The organism is Candidatus Rickettsia colombianensi (assembly GCF_003664375.1).
Lineage (GTDB): Bacteria > Pseudomonadota > Alphaproteobacteria > Rickettsiales > Rickettsiaceae > Rickettsia > Rickettsia tamurae.
This window is the reverse complement of sequence record NZ_RAQN01000004.1, coordinates 39,762-65,869: the sequence shown is the minus strand read 5'-3', so window position 1 is coordinate 65,869 and position 26,108 is coordinate 39,762. Positions and strand designations below refer to the sequence as shown.

Below are 26,108 nucleotides of genomic sequence, written 5' to 3'. Positions count from 1 at the left end.
TCTTGTTATAAGAAGAGCTTTTTCGCTCTTCTTGGGCTTTATAGCTTGTGGCAAGATTTGTGCTAGTGCTTCTTAGGATTTCTGCTACTTTAGCAGGTGACCTTGATCTCACTCTTAAGTGGTAATAGTTATCATTACTATGTAATCTATCCTTAATATCTTCTACTACCCCTTTAAACCAATTACCTACTTTATCTATAAAACTCTTATTTTCTTGATCTTGAATCGCTACTAATTCTTCTACAGTTTTAAAATTAATGCTAGATAGCCTATTATCTATTTTGCTAAGTTGTGATATTAAACTTGCTATATTTCTTGTATTGTCCCTATTATAATAGAGTTTTACCTCTTCTATGTGTCTGGTCATCGCTACATAAGAATTTCTGCTATTTCCTGCTAGATTATGTAATACATAGACATCTTTAATTGATGCTCCTTGTGCTTTATATACTGTAGACGCATATTTAAAGCTTACATCTTGAGGATTAAATTCTATTTCTTTGCCGCTATCTGTTTTAGTAACAAATTTATCGTTACTTACTGAAGTTATCGTGGCAAATTCACCATTTTCTATTTGTAAATCTTTATTAGTTGTCTTAAACAAAATACGATCTCCTGCCATATAATCTTCATACTTCTTAGGCGATAGATAGCGTCTATATTCTTGACCAGTAAGCAAGCCTTTAGCTTTTAGTAACTCCCTGATCCCTTGATTAATACTATCTACTTCAACATTACGTATGGTAATGATTAAACGCTCATTTAGAGCAAATTTGCTGTTATTCCAATCATTAATTAGTCTTGCCATTGATTCTTCTAGCGTATGATCAATCTTTAAACATTTATGCTGTGCAAGTAAACGCAGACCACAAGCAATATCTGATTTTGCAAAGCATGAAGCCATCTCTCTTGCCCATACTTTATTTTATCTTCTAATTCTACTCAACTCATACGAGCCAAATTTACTAGCCAATACTGCAAACATTCCTCCTCGCTCAACGGAAATTAGTTGTCTCTCATCTCCAGCCAGTATCAGATTACAATTATTACTCCTTGCTACTTTTAGTAATTCGAAATAATCACTATTACCTACCATCCCTGCTTCATCTACTACGAGCAGGCTGTTTCTTGCTAGATTAGCTTTACCATTATACAATCTAAATAAAAAACCTTTTACTGTATAACATTGCCGGTAACCTTTACTTTTAAGCTCCGATGCTGCTTTATGAGTAGGAGCGAGTCCTATAATATTTTGCCCATAGTTAGTGGCAATTTTATAAGCCTCAGCAAGTACTTGTGACTTACCAGTACCGGCCCTACCTTGAAGGATTCTAATACCTTGACTATTAATTAATATATGATGCAGGCTTGCTCTTTGTGCTTCATTAACACTTGCAAGATTATCGATATCACTCTTAAGCTTAATAACGTTATTAAAATGAATCTGACTATTGATCTTATCTGCTATTCTTAGTATCCTTAATTCTTCATCCCGTATATCTTTAGTAGTATAGTATTTAGTATCAGTGCCATCTTCATTATATAGTTTTACCAGCCTATCTGAATTTAATACCTCCCTTATTAGTTTTGGCTTTTCTGCTTCTTCTTTAATCTCTTTTACTGCTTTTTCTATATCTAATTTAGTAAAAATAGATTGATGACGAATAATACGATCAAGTACCCCATCCGCTCCTTTGATAATTTCCAGATGAGCTAATTTACATATTTTATTTTGCTCAGCTATTTCATTGATAATACTTCGCATTCTAGTAGGACCAACATGTTGCTGTGGCATAAAACTTATTGGATCTACCCGATTTTCTAGACCTAACTGAGCAAAATATTTATTGATTATTTCTTTAGCTCTCTCATGAATTATTTCCCCTTCTGGGATAATGAATGCTTTGTCCTTAACTTTGGCAAATTTAGGATTTAAATCTACTGCCTTAGCTCCTAACGTTTTACCGTCTTCTGCAAATCTTCTGGTAGTAACAAGCACATGGGCATGCCAATTCTTTTCTCCATCATGTGGCTGATGAATATCAATTTGAACTCCTAGACCATTTCTTACCCATCCCATCTCTTCGATTATTTTATGGGTAATAGTTATTCTATCCTCTAAATCTAATTCCTTATCATCAGGTAGAGCTAGCTATAACTACATCTTTTAATAATTGACTATTTTTTCTTTTCTCACTCCTTTCCACTTCATTCATCAAGATACTTGGATTTTTGAATTTCTGATCTACATGGCTAGGTAATAATACTGCATGGTAAACATTATCGCCTTTTTTGCTAAAATTATAAGTAATGTTAGTTCTCTCATCTTTAATAATCAGCCTGGCATTATAAGCAGCTTTACAGCAGCTATTTCCTCCTGAGCTTCTACCTACTATTTCTATTCTTGCAAACTGTATTGCCATAGTTTATTAGTTTCAATCTTCTTCAATCTGTCATTGATATTAACATGGAGCTTTTTGCTCATCCATTGAATCAGCACAAATAAGCAAATAATAAACCTTCAGGTTTATATATTGCGTAGTGCGACACGATGGCACTAAAATAAAGTCTGCAAGTATATTGTGGCTAGGTTGCATTTAGACCTAATTACTACTATTGCGGTGTGAGATTGGCAACGATCTGGTACTAAGCGCGATAGAAAGCTTAACTAAACTACTAATCTGGATGGGAAATAGAAGCAAAGTAAAGTTAAAATTGGTTAAACGAAAGTGAATCTTTGTATGGAAAATATCGTAAATATAAAAGTAGATACTCCAGATAACATCTATTATAGGGATAAAGCTGAAAAGCTTAACTGTAAGAAGGCAGACGCGACCTTCTTTAAAAATGCCAGTTCCCCGGTATAAAGAAGATAACCAACTTAACGCATCTTTAATTAGTGAAACGTGGTAAGCCTATTACCTGGCAACTGGTAGTAGGTAAGAGAGGTCTTAAAAAGCTAATGACACTAAGCTGAAAGGCTACAGGAATAAATAACTGGGTGTATAGGCATTATGTGCTAATCAGAAATGATGCTGACTTAAGACTGGTGATTTACCCTAGATAAGTAAACAAGATTATGAATTATATTGGAAAAGTTAGATGCGCAATGCAAATGTAACAATTAAGACCGATAATAATAACTTTGAGAAAATTTATTGGCATGCAATAAATTGGCAAGAAGTTAATAAAAAGGTTAATAATCTTCGTAGACGTATCTATAGGGCATCTGCAAATGGTAATATAAAACTAGTACGTAGTTTACAGAAATTGATGTTGAAGTCAAGATCAAATAAATTACTTGCTATAAGACGTGTTACCCAAATCAATCGAGGGAGAAGAAGTCATCTTGGATTACGCCAGTCAATAGCTTCTATTACCATTGCTAGCTGGGCCTTAGTAATTCCAATAGATTCCTTCTTATCAACCTTGGCCATATAAATTTGCCGCTATCAAGACATTAATATAAACAAAAACCTTGACCATTCCACATTTGTATTCTGTCAGCCTTTTTATCCCTAAAGACAAATAAAACACTCTTGTCAAACTGATCTGACAATATTGATTGTGCCCCCAGTAACGATAAACCATTAATGCCCTTACGCATGTCAGTGTAACCAGTACAGAGATATATTCTGCTATCTGAACCTACCTAGCATGATCTGTCCAATATTTTGACTATCTCCAAGGGCTTTGTGCTACTAATATTCCCCTCAATTAATAAAGAAAATTTACTAAAGGTTAATTCTGCTTTTTTAAATAGTGTATTCTCTCTCCTCTGTCAACACCGGCCGAAAAATGATACAGGACACACTACGCTATCTTTAATAATTAATTGTTTGATATTGAGATATTATTGCAGTTATTCCCTATTAAAATGTACTTTTATGACAGGAATTAAAATGATCTTGAAGCAACATAGCATCAGTTTTGCATGATAATACTGTATCAATTTTTATCCGTTGCTAACATCTCTTCCTTGTACTAATAATTCTACAAATTTATTACCTGAATTATTAGATACTTCTTCTTGTCTTCTGCTAAACTTACCCCTACTACGCCACCCATATAATGTCTTCTCCGAAATCCCATAAGACCCTGCAACTTCTGATATAATGCACCCTGGAATACATGATTCACTAATTATTTGTGCTTTCTGTTCTGCTGTAATATTCTTTCTTCTAATATTCATCACACTATTATCCCTGTGTTATTAATACTACAGAATAATACTACAAACCTTTTGCTTTTAGACCGCCTTTACCCTTAGCATTACCCAGATGCTTACAAAATAAAAACTTTTCTATATACATTACCTTTAAAATTTATAATACTAAATTCACGATTTTAAGCTTCCCATAATTATCTACTTTTTTCTTAAAGTTCCTTATATTGCTTATATGCCACGTTTTAAAAAATAGTACTATAATTGCCTTGTGTGCCTCTTATAAACTGATGTTTAAGTTGAGGTCTTATGCACACTATATGCTGCTCACATTTCACTTCTGATTGTGTAACCCATGACGACGGTGATAAAAATTCCACTATCTTCTACAATGTTGTCGGTAACTTTATCCCACCTGAATGGAGTAATCTCTCATCTCATAATGGTAAGATATTAAGTAAGACTGCAAGACAGCTACTATCTTTAATAGTCTTCCGCTTACAAATCTACTACAACAATTCTATAGACGAACTGCAGGAAACCTATCATTTCTTTAAAAAACACTTGAGTGTTTGTCAACGAAGATTAAGACAATTTCTACTCGAACTAGAACAATCTGGGTCCATCAATCTTTCTACCTCAACAATCATTAAATATGGTATCAAATGTCGTAACACTCCTTGTGTAAAAGATTTCCAGCCTTATAATCATAAATCTTCAGCTGAAAACGAAAATTTCAGCACTACACGAAAAATTTTTTGCCCCAACCCGCAAGAAATTTCTCAACCTGAAAAAAATTTCGCCCACTACATTATTTTACTATACAAATTAGATTTTTAATGTAACACTAAAATTAGTGTATGATAAGTTGTTATAATTAGTACTAACATGTTTAGTAGCAAAGATTGTGCATAAACTGTATTGTTGAATGAGCCAAAAACAAGCTGCTATTTTGAGAAGAGATAAGCAAAGTATTGAAGTACTTTAATCTCATATAGAAAAACTTAATAAAAGATTATAGGATATGAGTAAAAGAAAATTTGATAGTGCAATCAAACATGCAATAAAAAGTAAACTAGCAGATGATACTGAAAAATATTTAACTGATCAAAGCTCTTATATGCTAACCACTACAGAACTTTATTACAATAACAATATTAAACTAATATTATCAGACCATATAAAAGATAAAGTTATAGATATAGGCATATTAGATTATGATGTTTCTAAACCCAAAGAAAAACAGTGGGATAAACAACAACAAAAATTTATTAAGAAATTAAAATATGATCTCTACAAATTTGAACTATCACAATTAACTGAAAAATTCTATGTACTAGGACAAAAAGATAATAATATTGTAGCCTCTTTTATTATTAGATCCTTTATACAAAATGATGAACACTTAATCAGAATAATACCTTTAATTGATTATGATTGTGCATTTAACTTTTTTATTACACTAAATAAAAATAAAGTATTTGATGATATAGATATTAACATATTATCTAAGAAAAAATGTGGAGTATTAATCACAAATGAAGGAATAAGCGTTAGTCACTTTATAGAAGTGATAAAATTAAGAATAAACAACGTTAATAATTCAACTAATATAGATGAAAGTATAAAAGATATTTTAGAAGAATCAAGTAATAGTTATAGAAGTATTCACCAAGAAATCATAGGTAAGTATAAAGCTGAGTGTCAAAATAGTGAAATGGAATATGATTATAGTAGTATAGAAGATGAAGTACTAGATGTTGTAGACGCAATAAAGAATGCTATCGAGAGCAAGGAAATAATATGTGAAGTAGTGGAACAACTAGTTACTAAAGTGGTTAAAAAAAGTGAACAAGAAGGAAAAAAATTATCTTGGGATATAAGTGTAGTAGATAATGACGGGAGAACATGTAATAACAAGGAAGTCAAATCAAATGATGATGAAGCTATTGAGATTTTTGCAGAGGCAGTAAAAGAATGGGATCTAAAACTATTTAAAGAAGCTAAAGATAAGTCCAAAGATTTTGTAAAGTTAGTAGATTATTTTAATAAGGAAATAAGTTATCAATTTTGGGGACACTTTTTTGACAATTGTTATTACAAGTATTATTTAAATGATCCCAAATTATCGCATCATAAAAAAAAAGAAATTGAAAAAGAATATAACATTAATGTTTTCCAAGGCTTGGATGGGTATGTATTTTTAATAAAAAATGTACCAGGTCTTTTAGACCAGTTGAGGGCAAAACAATGTTCTATCATTAAAGATTTACCCGAGGATCGACAAAAAAACAGATCTAAAGATCTGATGGAGCTTATAGAGTCCAAGATAAGTGTAGTAGATAGTAGTGGTGATGCTAATGATCAAGTAATCACTAATGTATTAATGGGAATGATTAGTGTAACTAATGGTGATTTACAAGGAATTAAGCAAGATAATACAGAACAAGATAAGTTAGATAGAGAAGCGAGTAAAAATACCTCATCTATAATCAATGTAGAAGATAATATTATGTGTGCTGAGAATGCTGTTCAAGAAAATATTAAATTATCTTTAATAGGTAATATTGAATAAATTATAAAAAAAACAAAGAGGAAATAATATGTCTCCAGATGGCAAAGTTACAAATTTAGTTATAGCAATTAATAGTTATTTTTCTAATATAGACAATAATAGTATAAGATCTCAAAACTTAAGAACAATTGCCGCTTGGTTTATAGAGAATGATTTGATGAGATATTATGACAGCACCAAGATAAAAATCTCAGCAACCTACATATCAAATATATTAAAGATACACAAGAAATCTGTATTTGATAGTGAGATTGTACAAAATTGCTTAAATAGGTGGTTGCAGGTAGAAGCCGAAGAAATTTTAGATTTTTTTAGAACTACAAAAGATGCTCAAAAATTATATGATGAGTTTATAAAATACAAGGATAAATATTATCCTGAGCAACTCAATACTAAAGCAATAAGAGAACTAAATGGCAAAATGATTGATGCTTTGAGTCATTTAGGAGTGGTTTCTATTAATAAAAATTCATTGATAACTCAACAAGAGATATCAGTACTTATTAGAGAAAAAAGGTTAGATACAATAAAAGGATACTTAAAAGATGTAGATAGAAGTACTAGAATAAACAATAACATAACAGAAGATAAATTACAAGATTTATTTAATGATAGTGTGCTAGAGGAACATATACAATCCTCTATCGGGATAATTAATCGAAGTGATATTGAGAGAGGTGATGGTGATGATACAGTACATGATCCAGATTTTAATGAAATGAATCCTAATGATTTTGATAGAACAGATGAAACATATAGATCTTTTGTAAAAGACATTAAGAGTTTACAGAGTAGATATGATAACGTGAGAAAGCAGGATGTTTCAGCAATAAATAAAGCATTATGGACGCTTGCCTCATCTACTAAGCAAAGAGATAGGATACTTGAAGAACTAAAGGAATATCGTACTGATAAACTTAAAATAAACTTATCTATAACAAAAGAAAATAACAAACTTAAAGTTCAGGTAAATAAGTTAGATAGAATTGTTGGTGGTAATGAAAATAATCATGTTATACCAGTATCTATTTTTTTAAAATCTTTAAAATATAGTCTAGGTAACCGTGAGTTTGATAATATTGAAGAAATATTTAATAAATTATGTTACTTATATGGAAGAGATTATGAGAAAAATATAATTTTTAAATTTTTAAAAGATGAGATTAGTAAGGCCAGCAGTAATACTTCTAATGCTGAGTTAAGGTTATTACTAGAAGATAGTATAATCCCCTTTATATATTCTCACTGGAATGAAAGGGCAGAAGCTACTTATAAGTTGGCTAAAACACATAAGAGTTTTGGAGAAGAAGGTCATCAAATCAAGGAATTTAATACAAAATTGGAGGACATATATAAATCCTCCCATAAATCATTTCGAAATTTTAAAAGTACAATAACTAAAATAGCACAAAATTACTTTAAAGTACTAGATATAGAAAACAATAATATAAGTAATGAGAAATTTGATGCAATAGTATGTGATGCCATTGAAATGTTAAGAATATGGTTAAGACTTTTTGAACAATCAGACAATGAAGCATTATCATTTTTCACACAAGAAGAATATGAATATGAATACAGAACTTGGAAAAAGGAATATTTAACTAAAAAAGAATTTGGCATAAAATTAATTGAGGCACAAAAACTTAGTAAAGTTCAAAAAGATAAATGGAAAAAAGATTGGGAGGAGTATGTATTACAACATCCTGACATATTAGTTGATGAACGTTCAAGTGAAGGTGTATCATCGTTAAATAGTGCTATTTCGAATTTAGATCCAAGGTTATTATCTCCCGGAAGATCGGACAGTGATTCTATTGATACAGATCAGATATTGGCAGAATTATATGATAAGGAAAATATTGAAAAAATACTGTCAAATGAAATCAGCAATAATCTAGTAGATGTAGATATAGTAGAATATGAAGATGATTTAGATGAAAAGCAAAAAACACAGCGTATTGAACGATTAAAACAAGAACAACAAACTAAGTTAATAAATCAGTTAAAACATGATCTTTTTACACTACAATCATTACAAATTACTAAAAAGTTCTATGTAATGGGATTAAAAAGTGATTCTGGAAAAATAACCTCTTCTTCCATCATAGCTGTAGAAAATGACGAAATAAAAATACTACCTTTAACAAATTATGAGTATTCAACACAATTTTTGTCTATATTAAATAGAGAAGAATTATTTAATAATGTGGATATAAATATAGCATATTCTAAAAAAAAGTGTGGACCTTTAATAAGTCAGGAAGAATTAGAAATTAGCAAGTTTGTTGAAGTAGTAAAATTAAGGATTCAACAAATAGATAGAGAAGTTAGTGCTATACAAGAAGAAATAAATGCTATTTTAGAAAGGTCTGTACAAAATTTAGAAACTCAGCATAGAATTATAATAGAAGGAGGTAGTAGTGATAGGAACATGGAATCTGAGCAAGAAGGTAGTAGAGTTAGTATCGGAGAAAAAGCTGGTACAAGTGGGACATTAAAGAGGAAAGACCTAGATGGTGGTAATTCACCGTTAAAGAAAGTAAGGTTTAAGCTAGAAAATCTTAAGGAACAAAAAGATAATATTGGCTTACAACCATCTGGTTCAAGTTGTTCTAGTAAGAAACGTCTGAAGCGTGATTTATGTCAAGAAGAGGAGAGTAAAGAGATATTTCCATATGATCCATTGGAAGAAAATGTAGTAGATGCTACTAAAATTAATGCACGATTATACGCAAATATTGCATGTCTTTTTTCTTTAGAAGCAAACGAAGGTGATAGATCACCTATTAAGCTAGAGCATGTTTTAACATATAACAAACATATAGGAGATATCATTAGCGAGGGTGAGTTAAATTATAGTTTAAGAGAGAAAGATTTGTTAAAAGATCATTATCAAAAGGCTCAAGAGTTTTTAACCAAGTATCCTAGAGATGAGCTATTAGAATTAGTGGGATCAGAGGTTGATTTCTCACGTCGTGCTTGGTTATTTGATAATGGAAAACAATCGTTGCTAGCATCATATGATGGAAATCGTTATCATATATATAGTCAAGATTTGAACTATAGGAAAAGCTTTCAAACTAAAGAAGGAATAAGTTTTACAGATATAGAATTATATGCTGAAGCATTTTTTAAATTGTATAGTAATAGTATAGAATATGACTTGTTTACTTTAAAGCAAAATATGCCAGTAGAAATTATCAATGAGATAAAGCAAGCAAAATTCTGGAATCCTGATCAAGTTGTTTCTGATTTAACGTTACTGTATAGAAAACATTTTGGATTAATTGAATCTTTACCTGCAGAGATAGTAAGGGAATTATTTTTTATAAATAATCATAGTCCAGATGTGACATTATTAGACACAAATTTTTTCCGCTTAAATAATGATAAGCTTACTTTTAGAGCAAATATGCTGCATAAAATCTTACCATCTTTAACACAACAACAAATACAAGTATTAGGAGAAGTAATTAAGAAATACAATATTTTAGTAGATACTTTGTGTCTTGATCTAGTACCCGAGAGTAATAAACACATTTTACAAGATTATAATAACAAAGTACTAAAAAGTATAAAATCATCTGAAATATCGGACATACGTGACCTGAGTAACCTTTCATTTGAAATATTACGGAATGAATTTGAGGATGGTCATGCTGGAGATATAAGTTATAAGGATATAATACCACAAGAGATAAGAGAAAAATCCCTTGAGCATTTTAAACAGTTACATACTGAAAGTTATAATAAGCTTCATGTATTAAAAGCTGTGAGCACACAAGCATTTTTTTTATTACCAGATATTATCAGTTCAGTTAATACCGGTAATATTGAAAACTTAAGCAAAACTATAGGTATGATTGGTGGAGATATGTTGCTAAATCATACTTTGTTAAGTAAAATGCCAATTAATAGTATTATATTTAAAATAGTAACATTCTATTCAATATCAGAATTACACAAAAAATTAAGTACTCTAGCACCTGATTCAATAGAGGCAAGTAATATACGACACCATTTAGGAGAGCAATATTTTACTTGTGGATTAATGTTAGCTGAAATGTTTGGAATTGAAACAGGTCCTTTATGGATAGGATTAATGGCTGAACAAATGTTTTATGGTGCAATAGCTTTACGTAACCAATATCATTTACCTGATACCTCATTATGGGAAGCATTTTTAATAAATTTAGGATTTGATCAGGACTTATTACCAATAATATTTCAAGAGAGGGATCTTCGGAATATACAATTACAGTTGTTAGAAAAGTTTAACTTACCAGCTGCTTGGCTTCTCTTACATCTACCCGACATAACTGATGTACAGTGGCAAAAAATTGAAGAAAATTATGTGCCACAAGAAGTAAAAAATTATATAGCTAATCACAATTCTATTTGTACTAGAGTTTATAATCCTTTGGATGTGTACAGAGGAGGATCAAGTAACTTTGGCGAAACATGTGAATACGGAGGATTTAGACTCAATTCTGTTTACTCATTGAGATATGATTATGAAACTTGGTATCAAAAAATTTTTAACGTTGTCCCTAAAAATAGGAACATTACATTTGTGCCTACTAAAGTACATCAAGAACATAATATATTTGAGAGCACTATTAAATTGTCTAATTCTTGTATCCACGCATCTGATGGTGGAACAGTTACCACTCAATATGAAAGGGTTGCATCAACAACAATTAAAAATGACAATGACCCTGATATATATTTAGCTCAGTCTGCTAGGATAGAAGGAGGGATGTCAGCAATATACCGCAATGATACTATATGGGATAAGTGTAGCGGTGATGGGGTTTTTGGACCTTGTTCTGTTACATCTGCTATATGGTTCAATGGCCCATATCGTCATAACATGATTATGTTATTTGACCCTAAGGTACACGGTGATACCAATTTGAATTTTAATTTTGAAGGATTAAATCACCTTGATAAAAATCATCTTCAATATGTAAATAATAGTTATTACCAAAACGCAGATCATTATAAGTATTTTGCTCATTTGAAACCAAATATTCCTGACCACTACTCATTAACAATATTACTACATAATACTGATTATTTTAGTCCTATGCGCTTAATGATAAAGCACTCTCACAAAGCAACATTTAAGATAGCAACTCATAATACCAAGATTCAGACCAATTATATTGTTAATTCTAATACTATAGGAAAACTCACTCCATTTGAAATATCTGATTATACACACAATACGTCTATTATACTAACTCATCTCAATATCACTGTTGGAAGAAAGTTAAGTGGTCAAAGCTTAGGTACAGGAGGTTTTGATATATTATTTGATTCTATAGGAAGAATGATTATTCCAAATTATAAGGATTTCCTTACCATATTCATAATGCAACCAAGTGGATGGTATATTGGTAAATTAGTTTTACATGGTAGGCATATTAGTATATTAAATGCAGAAGGACAATCTGATGACGCTCTAGGAAAAATCGTTTTAAATAACACTAGTGTATTTAATGTCCAACTAATAAATAATATACGGGTCATAGATACTGATGCTAATATGAAATTTATTATGGCAAGATGTATAGATAATACACACGCAATAACTTATTCTAAGATATCTAATAAGCAATTTCATATTACTGATAATGCACAACCACTTGAGCTTGATAAAATACTATACTCTTTACACCATGTACCAAATAAAGAATTATTAACAATAAAATTTTCTGATAAGTGTGATTATACATTGGCTTTTTATGGTAATAAAATTATTTCTATGACAGGTACTGTAAGTAATGATACTGCTTTCATAGAAATAATAGCTCATAATAATAAGTTGCAGAAATATATATTATATAACAATAAAATTGTTGAATACCTACATTATTTAACAAGTGCTACTATTGCATCTAATCTATTCTTAATCAATTTTAGTTTTTTTCAGCATAAGTATTTTAACGATGCATTACTATTGGTAAATGGTATTACTTTTACCTTTGGAGTTAAATATAGTGATGGTAATACAATTATTAAACACCATTTTATTACAAATACACCTATTATCAATGGTATAACGTACTTAATCAAAAAGGGCGTATTGTGTGCTAAAGTAGGTCACAGACACAGTATCAGTGACGAAGATTTTATATGGCATAAAGGTACAATAGCTGATGATAAAAAGTGTCTTGAGTTCTCACGAGATATACAAGAGGTATCTATAGCTAATAACACATTAACTCTTAATGGAGTAAGTATTACTGACATACCCAAACAAATAGGAATCAGTTCTTTAGAAGGTAGTATTATTCCTTTATCAATGTTTCGTAATCTCTTGAGAATGCCACTTATTGAAAAAGGTAATAGTCATTTGCAACACTCAACTCAAGAAATTCAAGAAGGTGAGGCATTATTAATACATAACGCAGCAAGCAGTTTGTCATCTCCAATAAATAACATTTTTTATTTGCTTAAAGAAGCAGGGTATGCATTATTGTCTACTATAGTAAAGCCATTTTATCTACACAATGCATATAGTCCAAATAATCAAACACAACAAGGTAAAGGTCCAGAAGGATATGATGATAAGATCTATTACGATGCACAGGAAAGTTTGGCTGAAGCAGCAGTAAAAAAAGTACCTGTTGTTATTGAAGAACTAATGGATGACGAGTATTATGGTGCATTAGAAAGTTTACCTCAAGTAATCAAAGCTATTACCTCAAATATAAAAGAAAAAATTGGTAAAACAATATCAGCAAATTATCCTACAACAGAATTGCAAGTAACTTCTGATATAGTATGCAAATCAATGTTAGTTAATGATAAGACTGGAAATTACTCTTATTATATTATAACCTGTGATAGCGATAAAAGTAGTTCAAAACTACTTTTAACTCATGAAAAAGGTAGTAATATTCAAGTTATGCAAGATCTAGAATGGTGTGGGTCATTAATGTTTGCTGATGTCATTACTAGATCGATTACAGGAGAAAAGTATAAACAAACAATACCCTTATCTCCAATGCAAGAAAGAGCAATAGAAATATATCAGATAGAACAAAAAGTATATGAAGGATTACAAAAGATGACAGCTCTTTTTGGAGGTGATAATAGCGAAAATCAGGGTGTTCAAGATATTGAGCAACCATGTTCTTTAGAAGATATAGATGACGGCCATGATATGTATTTAAATGGAGAGCAATCTCTTCAGGATATTAGATATTTGTTTTAAACTGAGGAATTATAAATGTCTTTAAGTAATGTTTAGAAGGAAAAGTATTATCATAATTTTGTCAAAGATATTAAAAGATTCCGCAAAATTTGCTTCTTAAGTAGCGAGTAATTGATACAGTTCTAAACTTTCAAAGTCCAACATAAGTACAAAAATAAACACATGTGTAAATAATAAAATAATCTTCATACTGACCCCAAACCAGTAAACCTAGCATAAATAAATTAAAACAAACAAAGATTGTTGCTACTAGCAAAATCAATCGAAAAGCCCTAGACAAGAAGTTTAGCTCTTGGTTTACAAAAACAAAAGAGCTAACGCAATATATAATAAACTTGTGTATAGCTTCAGAATTGATCCTGATTCAGTGGATGAAGAAAAAAGTTCATGTTAATGTAATGAATGCTTTAGGTATTCAATTCTATTATTTAGAGCAAAAAGCTTGAGTTTATCGTAATGCTAAAGAATTTATTTATAAATTTTGGCATGTTACACCGCATTCACATAATATCAATCAATTTGGGCAATTTTTATTGCATTCAGCTTGGCAAGAAGGTATTATTACTTTTACTGTGGGTATGTTCACTGCTATAATCTTTTTTTTATGTATCGAGGTAAAAAAGCTGTTATCCAATATAAGATCAGGAGAGCAGATTTGGTGGAAGCAAAAACTTTAGCAAGAATGCTTCATAAAAACAAACAAGCTGCTAATATTTGTTTTTCTGGATTACCAAAGTAGTGAGAGAAGAAATATTCTTATTACCGGTACTACAGGTAGTGGTAAAACCAATATGATAAATGAGCTATTACCTCAGATTAGAAAAGAGCATGGTAGAGCAATCATTAAAGAATTGATTTAACAGGTAGCTTTACTAATAGATTTTTTGATCCCAAATGTGATAAGTTACTGAATCCCTTGCAAGAGAATACTGAGCATTGGCTACCATGGAATGATTGTCATGAAATTTGGGATTTTAATGATATAGCCAGTAGTTTTAGTAATTATAATCCTAAATTAGATAATTTTTTTGCTAAAACTGCTGAGTTAGTATTAGCTGAAGGATTAAGATTATATCAGGATAGTAAAGACATCAAAAAGCTAATAAATACTATTCTTTATGCAAATAATAAAGAATTTGTAAGAAGTTTTAAAAATAGTGCAGTATCTGGTATAATTAGCAGTGGTGCACCTGAGACTTCTTCAGGTATTCAAGCAACTGTTAGTAAAAATATTGAAGCTCTGCAACATTTAAAGCCTAAAGGTGAGTTTAGTATTAGAAAGTGGTTTACTAGCATGGAAGGTTGGTTATTTATAACTAATACTCCTAATCAACGAGTAATGCTGAGACCACTCATTGCTGCATGGATTAGCATAGCGATAAAAGTATTAATGAATAGAAATATCAATAATACTCATAGTAATATGTGGTTTGTGATTGATGAGCTACCAGCTTTACAAAAGATATCTTCTTTAGGAATAGCTTTAGCTGAAAGCAGGAAATATGGTGGCTGCGTTGTTGCAGGGATGCAAAACATTCATCAATTAGATGAGATATATGGTCATGCAGGAGCAGCTTCAATGCTTGATCTTCTATTTGGTAGCAAATTTATTTTTCGAGTAAGTGATCAACAAACAGCACATAAATCAGCTTTAATGCTTGGTGAGCAAGAAATTATTGAAACTCAAGAAAGTCTTTCATACGGAGCTAACTCCATGCGTGATGGAGTGAATATGAACCACCTAGAAAGAAGAAAAATATTAGTCATGCCATCTGAAATCATGAATCTAGAAGATCTTACCTGTTATGTAAAACTTGTGGGTAATTTCCCTATTACTAAATTACAAATGAATTTACAAACTTGATTTAAACCCAAAAGTATAAAAACCATAAAATCACTTTACTCTAAAGAACAAATAAAAGCTTCATCAAGACCGGTTACACTAGAAATTAAAGAAATACTGCAACCTTGGGGTAATAGTTTTTTTGCTATTTCAACTCTTTCCTCAGCTTTTCCTTTTTCAATACCTTGGATTATGCCATACTGAATTCCCTCATCTATGTATTTTTGAGCTATTGTTCTCATAATATTATCTTTCTCTTTTGTTGATAAATGTTTAACTATTATTTGTTCTAACTCTTGCTGCTTCTCTTCAGAGATCTTAGCGTCAGTATACCATAAAAATGATCTTTAAGTAAATATATCCTGATTCCTTATCCATTATTATACTTAGTTTAAATCTACTCAAAAACTCATCCCATAGCTTTAGCATATCCCTTTGATATATGTGCTTTAAACAATACTCCATCATCCCAAGATGTTTCTTCTTCTCTATCTCATCATCAGATTGACTCTGTAAATCTACTAGCTGGTAATCCTCCACCATTAGTTTCTTTGCTTGCTCTGGTCTTGCAAATAATTCCCATAAACTTTTTGGTGCATATATACTTCAGAACCATTATATATTAACAATGGACAAATTAATGGTAATTTCTCTTTATTTGTCATATGACGCTCACATAGAAGCAGCATATATTTCCATAATCTTAATGCTATCCAATAATCACAAGTAGATTGTGCCTCTATTAATACATATACAAATGCTGCTCCTTGCTCTTTAGTTTTTACCGAATAAATTATATCACTGTATTTTCTTTTTAAATCATCCTCGACAAACGACTCTTTTTCTACTGTTATTTCTCTTAAATCTATCAAATCCTTAAAATCTGATGGCAAATAATATTCTAAAAATTCCTGTGCTGCTATCTTTTCAGTTAAAATCTTCTTTACTAAGGCATCATGTTTTAATTTTTCTACCATAAATTTCTTTTATTTGATTCGTATAGAACACTGCTTATTGTGTTAGCAACGGATGAAAATTGATACAGTATTACCATCCAAAACTTATGCTATGTTGCTTCAAGATCATTTTAATCCCTGTCATAAAAGTACATTTTAATAGGGAATAACAGCAATAATATCTTAACATTAAGCAATTAATTATTAAAGATAGCGTAGTGTATGCTGTATTAATTTTCAGCCGGTGCTTATTAAAAAATCTGTATCATTTTCATACGTTCACCTGTCCATTAGTCCATGGATGATTAACTTTTGTTAGCCTGTGTTCAATATTGTATTCATAGCAAATACGATCAAAAATATGCATCCAAGCATGCTTATCTACTGTTCTGTTAGTAAATTGAATACCATTATCTGTCAAAATAGTATGAATTTTATAAGGTATAGCTTTAATTAAATTACGAAGAAATTGTGCTGTTTCTGTCTTGGTACATCTTGGTAAAAGTTCTACATACACAAACTTTGCAGTGCGATCAATAGCAACAAATAGATAGAGTTTACCTTCTTCTGTTTTGACTTCAGCAATATCTATATGGAAATAACCAATTGGATAAAGTTTAAACTTCTTCTTGGTTTTGTTATCTCCTTTTACTTCCGGTAACCTACTAACATTATGGCGTTGAAGAAGTCTATGTAAGGAAGATCTAGTAAGCTTGGGAATACTAACTTGTAAAGCATATAAGCAATCATCTAAAGATAATAAAGTGTGTTTACAAAATGCTATACATATAGCTTCTTCTTCAGAAGTTAATACTGTAGAAGATGGTTCTTTGGGACCCATACAAGTATCTTGTAATGTAGTTCGTTTCTTCCACTTAGCAACTGTTTTAGGATTAATAGAATATTTTCTTGCTAAAGTCTTTAAGCTCTCTTGACTCTTTTGGATTGCGAAACGTATTGCCTCTGTCGTTTTGGCACAGCCGTGTAATATTTGTCCCATAATTCCTCTCTTGATGGTAATTCTTTATAATATACACCATTACACCCTAGGACTAAACACCATAGCGTAAGTTTAGAGGATTAATTAAGTCAAGAGAAAAATTAAACAATGAGTATAAACAAAACTTATTCTTATCAATAGGTTTGATGTGAGAGGATATAAGGAGTGATAATAATGGAAAATTTATATCTTTAAGATTTTATATATAAATAATTTAGCATTATTATTGAGCTAGAAAAGGCAGCTGTATATTATATTTAATTTTTTGTAATTTGCAGTGATATTTAAACAATGTGCGTGTAATTGTCTTGCAACTCTTGGTACCTTGAGATAAGTAGCAATAGTTAAAAAGACCTGTAGAGTTTCTAAAATGGTTTTCCATCCTTTCTTAGGATGTTTAGCTCCTACCGTTTGTATATTATGTAATCGATCAAATAATTTAATTAATAATAAATCTTTTTTCTTCTGCTGATACAATATTTCAACCATTTCTGCTGAACTAATTTTTTTATCATTTTTAACTCGTGTTAAATCTTCAACCTGATTAGCAATTTTATAGCCAAATTCTTTTATAATCATTTTTTAGTAAGCAATGTATCTTCAATACAATCATGCAATATGCTAGTTACTATGATATCCGTTCTAAATAAATAATCAGAAATCATATATGCTACTTCTAAAGGATGTGAATAATAAAATTCTCCTGTTTCTCTTCTTTGCCCGCCATGATATTTTTTAGCAAAATATATTGCTTTTTTAATTTTATTAAGATCAACCATGTTCTTAGAAATCTTATTAATAAGCATGATCTTCGTTAATAGCCTTTTACTATATCGGCAATTTGATAGATCTGTAATTTTTATTTTGTCTAGCTCAAGACCTATACTTTTAGGTTTTAACTTTCCTATAATAGGATCTATAGTTTTTTGATGATTTTCTTGACTTCTTGCCATATATCAATCCCTACTATAATTTTATTTAAGTGTAGCAAGTGAAGCACAATAATCAAGAAAATCATCATTATTAATTAATACATAATCATCAAAACCTTATCAATATCAACATTATGTATCATAAATCAGATCATCAAGAAGAGGTAACTTAATTGGTATATTACAGACAATAGTAGTATTTTTACCTTTTTCACTTGTTACTTCAATCTCTCCATTTAACTCACCAATTAGACGCTTTACAAAACTTAATCCTGATCCAAGTCCATGATATTGCGTAGCAACATCAAATTTATCAATCTTTTCATGAAGATGTTGCCTGATTTCTTTAGATAAACCAGCACCACTATCATGCACAATAAATTGGAATACCATTTCTCTATTCTGTTGTTCTGATTCTAATAATGCAGGACTAATAGCAAACATGTTCACTGTTACCACAACTTTACCTTCTTTAGTAAAGTTAATAGAATTATCTATTAACTGCTCTAATATTACTCCTATTCTATAAGTATCACTAATTATAGCATTTGTTAAATCATACTGAAAATTACAAGATAAATTTAATCCCTTACGTTGAGCTATTGGCATCGCTTTATCAATAATCTTATTTACCAACTGTTTTGGATCAAACTTATTTAAAACTATAGGAGGTAATCCAGAATTATTCTGTAAATAACTAAGTATATTGTTATAATAATCTAGTAATTCTTCAGCACAACTTACCACACTAGCTAAATAATCCTTTTTTTTCAGGATTATCTTCTATTTCATAAAGAGCTGTTACTAATGAAAAAATCCCATTACATGGAATCTTTAATCCATGTACCATATTTTGAACCACATCTCTTTTAAATAACTCAGATTCTTTCAATTTATTATTTGCTTCTTGTAATTCTAATTTATATTTAATTATATCAGTATAATTTATAATCGTCGAGTTAATGATATTTTCTTCTTGCTGATATGGTATTAATGTGACAGATATGGGAGATAATTGAAGATTCCAATTTGTTTTAAGTAAGATTAGTAATATTATGATTATCTTTTAGTTGATTTTGATTTCTAATTGTCATAACATTTCCTTGCTGTTAAAGTTCAGAAAACAGCTCAGAGGTTAAAGTGTTAGAATATTGAAGTCTTGAATTTAACCTCTGAACCAGCGTTGCACTACGGCCGCTCTTAACAAGGACAGATATCACTACAATTCTTTGAAGTACAGAGGATTTAAAAGCTTTTTGACAGATTTTTATACAATTAGGCAAACAGCTGCACAAATGAGACACAGCTAAATTACTATTGTTTATTAGCTCAACTCTTTATCTATTACATCTAAATCCAAAGTAGCATTAATTATGCTACAAAAAACATCAGAAATTCCTTTGAATATAGTATTTTGCTGGCATTTAAGCCTACTTTATATTATAATTATAGTATAAATATTTTAATAATGATTTCATGTCAGTAAAAACTTTAGATAAACCGCAACCATTCTTACAATGGGTTGGCGGTAAAGAAAAATAGTTGATCAATTAATTAAATTTATTCCTGCAAAATTAAACAACTACTATGAACCATTTCTTGGTGGTGGAGCTTTATTTTTTCAAGTTAGAGATAAATTTAAACAATGCTATTTATCTGATATTAATCTAGAGCTAGTAACGGCCTATAACGCAGTTAAGAAGAATCCAGATAAGGTCAGTAAACTATTAGACTCTCATAAAGAAAAACATTCTAAAGAGCATTATTACCAAGTTAGAAGTAATAATGACAGTAATGACCCAGCAAAAATTACTGCAAGGTTTATCTATCTTAATAGATATTCATTTAAAGGCATTTACCGAATTAATATTGATGGAAAGCCAGCTCAAACTTTCTCTGGTAGGAATTATAGTAAATCTGATCTTGCCTTTAGATTAAAACAGTGTAGTCAGCTTTTAGCTAGCACATTTATTTGTGCTATGGATTTTTCTTTCATTGAACCAAAAAAAGATGATTTTGTTTATTTTGATCCTCCTTATCATACATCAGGTGAGAAATTTTATACTAGATTACCTTTTGATGAGAATGAACAAACGAGACTTAAAGATTTTGCTACAGAACTTAATGATAAAGGTGTTAAAATAATGATTTCTAATAGTAATACTCCCTTTATTAGAAACTTATACAAAAATTTTAATATTAGTATTATTAAGGTTAAATATTCCATGCCCGAGCGCAATAAAATATCTGATGAAGTAGTTATTACAAATTATCAATTACCACAATAGCTTAGTGATATTCAAACTTAATTAATTCAAAGCAATAATCTTGAGTCTTAAAATCTTCTTCTATATCTTGCATATGACGATTTCTAATATAGTAATCATTAAAAGCCGTTGTTGATTTAAGGATTACCTTTTTGTTGACTATATCTTCCTCTACCACTACTAATTTACTTAATACCCCAAAATCAATATATTGGTTATAATGTTTAATGAGGAATTTCCTTACCTGGTACCATACTGAATCAGGATTTAATTGTTTACTTAATTGCCGTAAATAATCTTGTTTTTCATCTTCAATATTATTCTGCTTCGCTTCAAGCTCAGAAAATGGTATGATTTGTAACTGCCCAATATTACTGCCATAGATCATTCGTACTTGCTGTAGTATTTTATCTTGTGCATTTTCTGAAAGCGTAATAGTTTTAAGCAGTTTGATTTGATACTTATTACCTACTACCCCAATAAAGCAGCAAGAGATTAATAATTCATAGGCAGTATCATGATCAAAAATACCAATGATTTTACGTTTTAACTGGGCTTGTCTGCTAGTATTAGTACTACGTTCTATTTTATCTAGATATCGGTCTTTAGCTTTGTTTACATCGCTAGATTTAAACTGAAAATGCTGACAATTAGCTTGAGTAGTTTCTCTCAGTTCATGAGCTAAAGCTTTAGCCATGTAATTTAAAAACACTTTTTTATGACCAAAATGATGTTCTGGATATTGTTCTGCTAGCTTCAATAAGAGCTTATTGATGAAATTAAGATTAAATTCTCGATTTGATTTTATCTGTAATAAATCAACCTCTTCTTGGGTTAAGGGATGGAAATCTGTTAATTTTTGCCTTTTGAACCAGCCCTTATGATTAACGGTATTAATTGCTGCATTATTACTACTTGATTCCGTAGAATTATATTTTTTAGAGATTTTATACATAACTGCTTGTAGTGCAGTGTTAATTTGCGTACTACCTGGTATGCTATCAGTACTAGATACACTGATATTATCGCCTTGTTGTTCATCGTGTACTGGTTTTATGCTATTACATTGTGAATTTGCTTCAAGTTTTTGTTGTTGTAACTGATTTTTTGCATTTTGACTGCATTTATCTTTTTCATTTTGCAAAATTGTAGATTCACTATATCTAGATTTTAGATATATTTTTATTATTATCTATATATATAGAGTGGCGCAGCTTTTTTTTGGTTGACCTGAAATCTCTTTCGGGTTGGAACGAAAACTTTTTCGTGTAGTACTAAAATTTTTTTCGTTTTTACCTAAAGATTTATTATTATAAGGCTGGAAATCTTTTGCTAATTTCACACAGGGAGTATTACGACATTTTATACCGTATCTAATTATTGTTGTAGTAGAGAGATAGATAAAGCCAGCTTGTTGTAATTCAAGTAGACATTGTCTAATTCTTCGTTGACAAACTCCTAATGTTCTTGAAAGAAATGATAGGTTTCCTTAAGTTCATCAATGCTATTATTATGATAGATTTACTATGAGAGATAGAAGCTGCCTTGCAGTTTTACTTAATATTTTCCCATTATGAGATGAGAGATTACTCCATTCAGGAGGGATAAAATTGCCAACAAAATTATAGTAGATAGCGGAGCCATTATCGCTATTATCAATATTTACCTTACTAGACTAGAGGTGGAAAAAGAGGAGAATATATTATGCATAATATTTCTCCTGAATGTCAGTTATAGGAGAGATTTTGCAGCAATTATAACTCTGACAATGCAAACGCAAAGGAGAATATAGGGAGCATATAAATTTTTTGATAATAATTATAAATTGTAGAAACGTTGAAGATATACTGGTGGGCGATAGAGGATTCGAACCTCTGACCTTTACGATGTCAACGTAATGCTCTAACCAACTGAGCTAATCACCCTTAGAGGTATCTGTAAAGTAATTTTAACTGATAATTAAAGAACTTATTATAACGAAAATTAATAAGTTTTTTGCTGGAATAGCTAGTTACTATTTCAAAAAAACTTATAATTTGTAACAAAAAAGAACTTAATTAGCTTTAAAACTATTTTACAGATAGCCTCTTATAATTTTAAATTCTATATTTATTGCATAATGTACTAGATTTCAAGCTTTATTTCCATTATTTATAATATTTTATTATTTAGTCTATAATTTTATGGTGGATTTAAAAACTAAAGCCTTTGATATTTCTCAAAATTTTACTATTTCTCTTGATGGTCCTGCTGCTTCAGGTAAGGGGACTATCGGTTTAATACTGGCAAAGAAATTTTCTCTTAAATATTTTCAGTCAAGTATTGTTTATAGGCAGTTTGCTTTTGACTGTATTAGTCAAAAAATAGATATCACTGATATAGATGCAGTAATTGCTTTATCTAAAGAATTAAAGCTCGATAATACTAGACATCTTTCCAAAGTCGCTTATAGAGAGGAATTTAAAGGAGACACGGAACGCAGCACCGCAGCGTACACAAGCGATCGCGCAGATGCGAGTCTAGGCTCGACGTATAAATTACCTCTAGAAGTAGAGTTTGGGAAGCTGTCTAACCTTGACTTAGAGAATGAGAGTATAGGAGATATAGCATCGCAAATTGCTGTAATAAGTGAAGTTAGAAATAATTTAAACAAATACTTGATTAATCTAGTAAAAACAACGCCTAGAATCATTATGGAGGGTAGGGATATAGGCACTGTTGTTGCACCTGACGCCAATTTAAAGATTTTTATAACCGCAAATCCTCAAATTAGGGCTGAAAGACGATATAAACAGTTGCAAGCAAAAGGAAAAACATGTATACTCGATGAGATTTTACAGCAAATAATTTTGCGAGATAAAAGAGATAAAGAGCGAAAAGCTGCACCGTTATTACCAGCTTCAGATGCTTTAATTATCGATACTTCAGAGCTTTCGGCAATGGAAGTCGTAGAAGAAGTAACAAATTACATAAAGAATAAAATAACTTGAAAGTAACCAGTCTTGTTGCCTGGCTCAAAAAACTTATCTGTCACCCCGGGGCTTGACCACGGGGTCTAGCTTAAAATACTAATTGGTATTTTAAATTGTTTTTTTGGATACCGTGGTCAAGCCACGGTATGACATTTTGAGTACTTTTTGGTCCATGCAACAAACTTCATACAACTTTCAAAGTGCTAGGTTATTTTATTCAATTTTACTAACCTTTTAAAAAATTTATTAGTTTAGGCTCTGTGAACATTTCTAATTGATTTGCTATTTTGAGGTATTTTTTAGCGAAAATTAATTTTTGCCGGAATAGTTATTCATATTTCAAAAAAATCTTATAATTTGCAGCAAAAAATAACCAAAATTAAATCTTTTTAGAAATGTTCATAGAACCTAGGGCACTTTAGCTAATATTACAAGAAAAATATGTCAATAAAACTAAAACAACGATTTGTTCCACAACTTGCAACAATTAATCACGAATTTGAAGAAGATTTTTCTAAAATGCTTGAAACCGTTGATACAAGTCATATAAAAGAAAAAACGGTAGTTAAAGGTCAAGTAATTGAAATAAAAAACGATATGATTATTGTTGACGTTGGATTAAAAAATGAAGGTAGAATACCTAAGTCTGAATTTTTAGCTTCACCTGAAGTTGGGGACGTAGTTGAAGTTTTCGTCGAGAAAATTGAAGGACGTAACGGCAGAACGATATTGAGCCGTGAAAAAGCAGTTAAAGAAGAATTATGGGGACAACTAGAAATCATGTGTTCCAAGGGCGAATTTGTTGACGGTACGATTTTTGGTCGTGTGAAAGGAGGCTTTACCGTGGATTTATCCGGTGTAGTAGCATTCTTACCGGGAAGCCAAGTTGACGTTAGACCTATTAAAGATCCTACTTCTATAATGAATATCAAGCAACCGTTTAAAATTTTAAGCATGGATAAAAAGCTTGGTAATATAGTAGTTTCAAGAAGAGCTATCTTAGAAGCATCACGTTCCGAAGCTAGAGATGAGATGTTATCTAAAATTAAAGAAGGCATGGTGTTAGAAGGAACTGTAAAAAACATTACTGATTACGGTGCATTTATCGATCTTGGAAGTGTTGACGGTTTATTACATTTAACCGATATTTCTTGGGGAAGAGTTAACCATCCTTCAGAAATGTTAGAATTTAACCAAAAGGTTAAAGTAATGGTTATTAAGTTTGATGAAAAAACCAAAAGAATATCACTTGGTATAAAACAACTTGATTCTAACCCATGGGAAGCAATTAAAGAAGAGTTCCCTGTCGGCAAAAAAATGACGGGTAAAGTTACAAATTTTGCTGATTACGGCGTATTTATAGAGTTAAAAGACGGGCTAGAAGGACTTGTTCATTCAAGCGAAATTAGTTGGTTAAAATCTAATCAGAATCCTAGAAAAACGCTAACTATAGGTCAGGAAATAGAATTCATAGTTTTAGAGGTTGATACCGAAAAGCATCGTGTTTCTTTAAGTATTAAACAATGCCAAGAAAATCCTTTAATAAAGTTCGCTGAAAATAATCCTGTTGGTACTGTAATTAAAGCACCGATTAGAAATATTACGGATTTCGGTATTTTTGTTGCACTCGGTAATAATATGGACGGCATGATTCATGAAGGTGATATTAGCTGGGAAGATAAAGGAACGGATCTATTAAAATCATACAAAAAAGGTGACAAAATAGAATGCAAAGTTCTAGCCATTAATATTGAAAAAGAACAAGTTAGTTTAGGTATAAAACAATTGTCGCCGAATCCATATCAAGAAATCAGTGATGAATATAAAAAAGGCACAATAGTTAAAGCCCTTATAACAGAAGTTAAAGATGATGGACTCGAAGTATTATTAAACAATAAAGTAGCAGGTTTTATTAAAAGAACTGAACTATCGGATGAAAAAGACGAGCAGAAGCCTGAAATGTTTAAAATAGATGAAGAAATAGAAGCAAAAGTTGTTTCTATCGAGAAATTAACCGGTAGAATTTTATTATCGGTAAAAGCTCATAAAATAGCAGAACGTCAAAAAGCTCTCAAAGAATATGGTTCTAGGGATAATACTACCAATATGGGAGATATACTTGCTAATGCTTTAGAAGATAAGAAGTAATAATCTATAAGTTATTGCGAGG

General features: G+C 30.6%; 9 protein-coding genes, 1 tRNA gene and 7 pseudogenes. 8 read left to right on the top strand and 9 right to left on the bottom strand.

Annotated features, from left to right (window positions below; genetic code table 11):
- A pseudogene (locus tag D6968_RS00935) lies at positions 1-2,423 on the bottom strand (AAA family ATPase); the annotation flags it as partial.
- Between the two features lie 679 nt (positions 2,424-3,102).
- Here D6968_RS00935 and D6968_RS00930 point away from each other — a divergent pair.
- A complete protein-coding gene (locus D6968_RS00930; RefSeq protein WP_245969000.1) occupies positions 3,103-3,441 on the top strand; it encodes a reverse transcriptase N-terminal domain-containing protein in 339 nt (112 codons plus the stop codon).
- A gap of 19 nt (positions 3,442-3,460) precedes the next feature.
- Here D6968_RS00930 and tnpB read toward each other — a convergent pair whose 3' ends face one another.
- Entirely contained in the window at positions 3,461-3,634 is a 174-nt protein-coding gene (gene tnpB, locus D6968_RS06595) for an IS66 family insertion sequence element accessory protein TnpB (RefSeq protein WP_410519439.1), read from the bottom strand.
- 321 nt (positions 3,635-3,955) lie between these two features.
- Entirely contained in the window at positions 3,956-4,192 is a 237-nt protein-coding gene (locus tag D6968_RS00920) for a transposase (RefSeq protein WP_121542752.1), read from the bottom strand.
- A 282-nt stretch (positions 4,193-4,474) separates the two neighbouring features.
- Here D6968_RS00920 and D6968_RS00915 point away from each other — a divergent pair, with 282 nt between their 5' ends.
- From D6968_RS00915 to D6968_RS00895, 4 genes and pseudogenes are all read left to right on the top strand, one after another.
- Positions 4,475-5,005 carry a hypothetical protein gene (locus D6968_RS00915; RefSeq protein ID WP_121542750.1) on the top strand — a complete coding sequence of 177 codons (531 nt, stop codon included), beginning with the start codon at positions 4,475-4,477 and terminating at the stop codon, positions 5,003-5,005.
- 184 nt (positions 5,006-5,189) lie between these two features.
- Positions 5,190-6,740: a hypothetical protein gene (locus D6968_RS00910; RefSeq protein WP_121542748.1), complete on the top strand. Its 1,551-nt coding sequence runs from the start codon at positions 5,190-5,192 to the stop codon at positions 6,738-6,740.
- 277 nt (positions 6,741-7,017) lie between these two features.
- A complete protein-coding gene (locus tag D6968_RS00905; RefSeq protein WP_177717131.1) occupies positions 7,018-13,968 on the top strand; it encodes a hypothetical protein in 6,951 nt (2,316 codons plus the stop codon).
- 401 nt (positions 13,969-14,369) lie between these two features.
- Positions 14,370-15,832, top strand: a pseudogene (locus D6968_RS00895) (type IV secretion system DNA-binding domain-containing protein); the annotation flags it as partial.
- Positions 15,833-15,867: 35 nt separating this feature from the next.
- On the opposite strand, the pseudogene D6968_RS00890 reads toward D6968_RS00895, so the two are convergent.
- The 4 genes and pseudogenes from D6968_RS00890 to D6968_RS05610 form a co-directional block, all read right to left on the bottom strand.
- Positions 15,868-16,788 (bottom strand): annotated as a pseudogene (locus D6968_RS00890) (Rpn family recombination-promoting nuclease/putative transposase).
- Between the two features lie 259 nt (positions 16,789-17,047).
- Positions 17,048-17,767 (bottom strand): annotated as a pseudogene (locus D6968_RS00885) (DDE-type integrase/transposase/recombinase); the annotation flags it as partial.
- Between the two features lie 231 nt (positions 17,768-17,998).
- Positions 17,999-18,720, bottom strand: a pseudogene (locus D6968_RS00880) (HD domain-containing protein).
- Between the two features lie 111 nt (positions 18,721-18,831).
- Positions 18,832-19,446: a sensor histidine kinase gene (locus tag D6968_RS05610; RefSeq protein ID WP_245968998.1), complete on the bottom strand. Its 615-nt coding sequence runs from the start codon at positions 19,444-19,446 to the stop codon at positions 18,832-18,834.
- Between the two features lie 729 nt (positions 19,447-20,175).
- Here D6968_RS05610 and D6968_RS00870 point away from each other — a divergent pair.
- Positions 20,176-20,987: pseudogene (locus D6968_RS00870) on the top strand (DNA adenine methylase).
- Position 20,988: 1 nt separating this feature from the next.
- Here the strand turns inward: D6968_RS00870 and D6968_RS00865 are convergent.
- Positions 20,989-22,676: pseudogene (locus D6968_RS00865) on the bottom strand (hypothetical protein).
- A 138-nt stretch (positions 22,677-22,814) separates the two neighbouring features.
- Positions 22,815-22,891 (bottom strand) — tRNA-Val (locus D6968_RS00860).
- Positions 22,892-23,149: 258 nt separating this feature from the next.
- Here D6968_RS00860 and D6968_RS00855 point away from each other — a divergent pair.
- Positions 23,150-23,956: a (d)CMP kinase gene (locus tag D6968_RS00855; RefSeq protein ID WP_121542744.1), complete on the top strand. Its 807-nt coding sequence runs from the start codon at positions 23,150-23,152 to the stop codon at positions 23,954-23,956.
- 423 nt (positions 23,957-24,379) lie between these two features.
- A complete protein-coding gene (locus D6968_RS00850; RefSeq protein ID WP_121542742.1) occupies positions 24,380-26,086 on the top strand; it encodes a 30S ribosomal protein S1 in 1,707 nt (568 codons plus the stop codon).
- Positions 26,087-26,108: the final 22 nt, after the last annotated feature.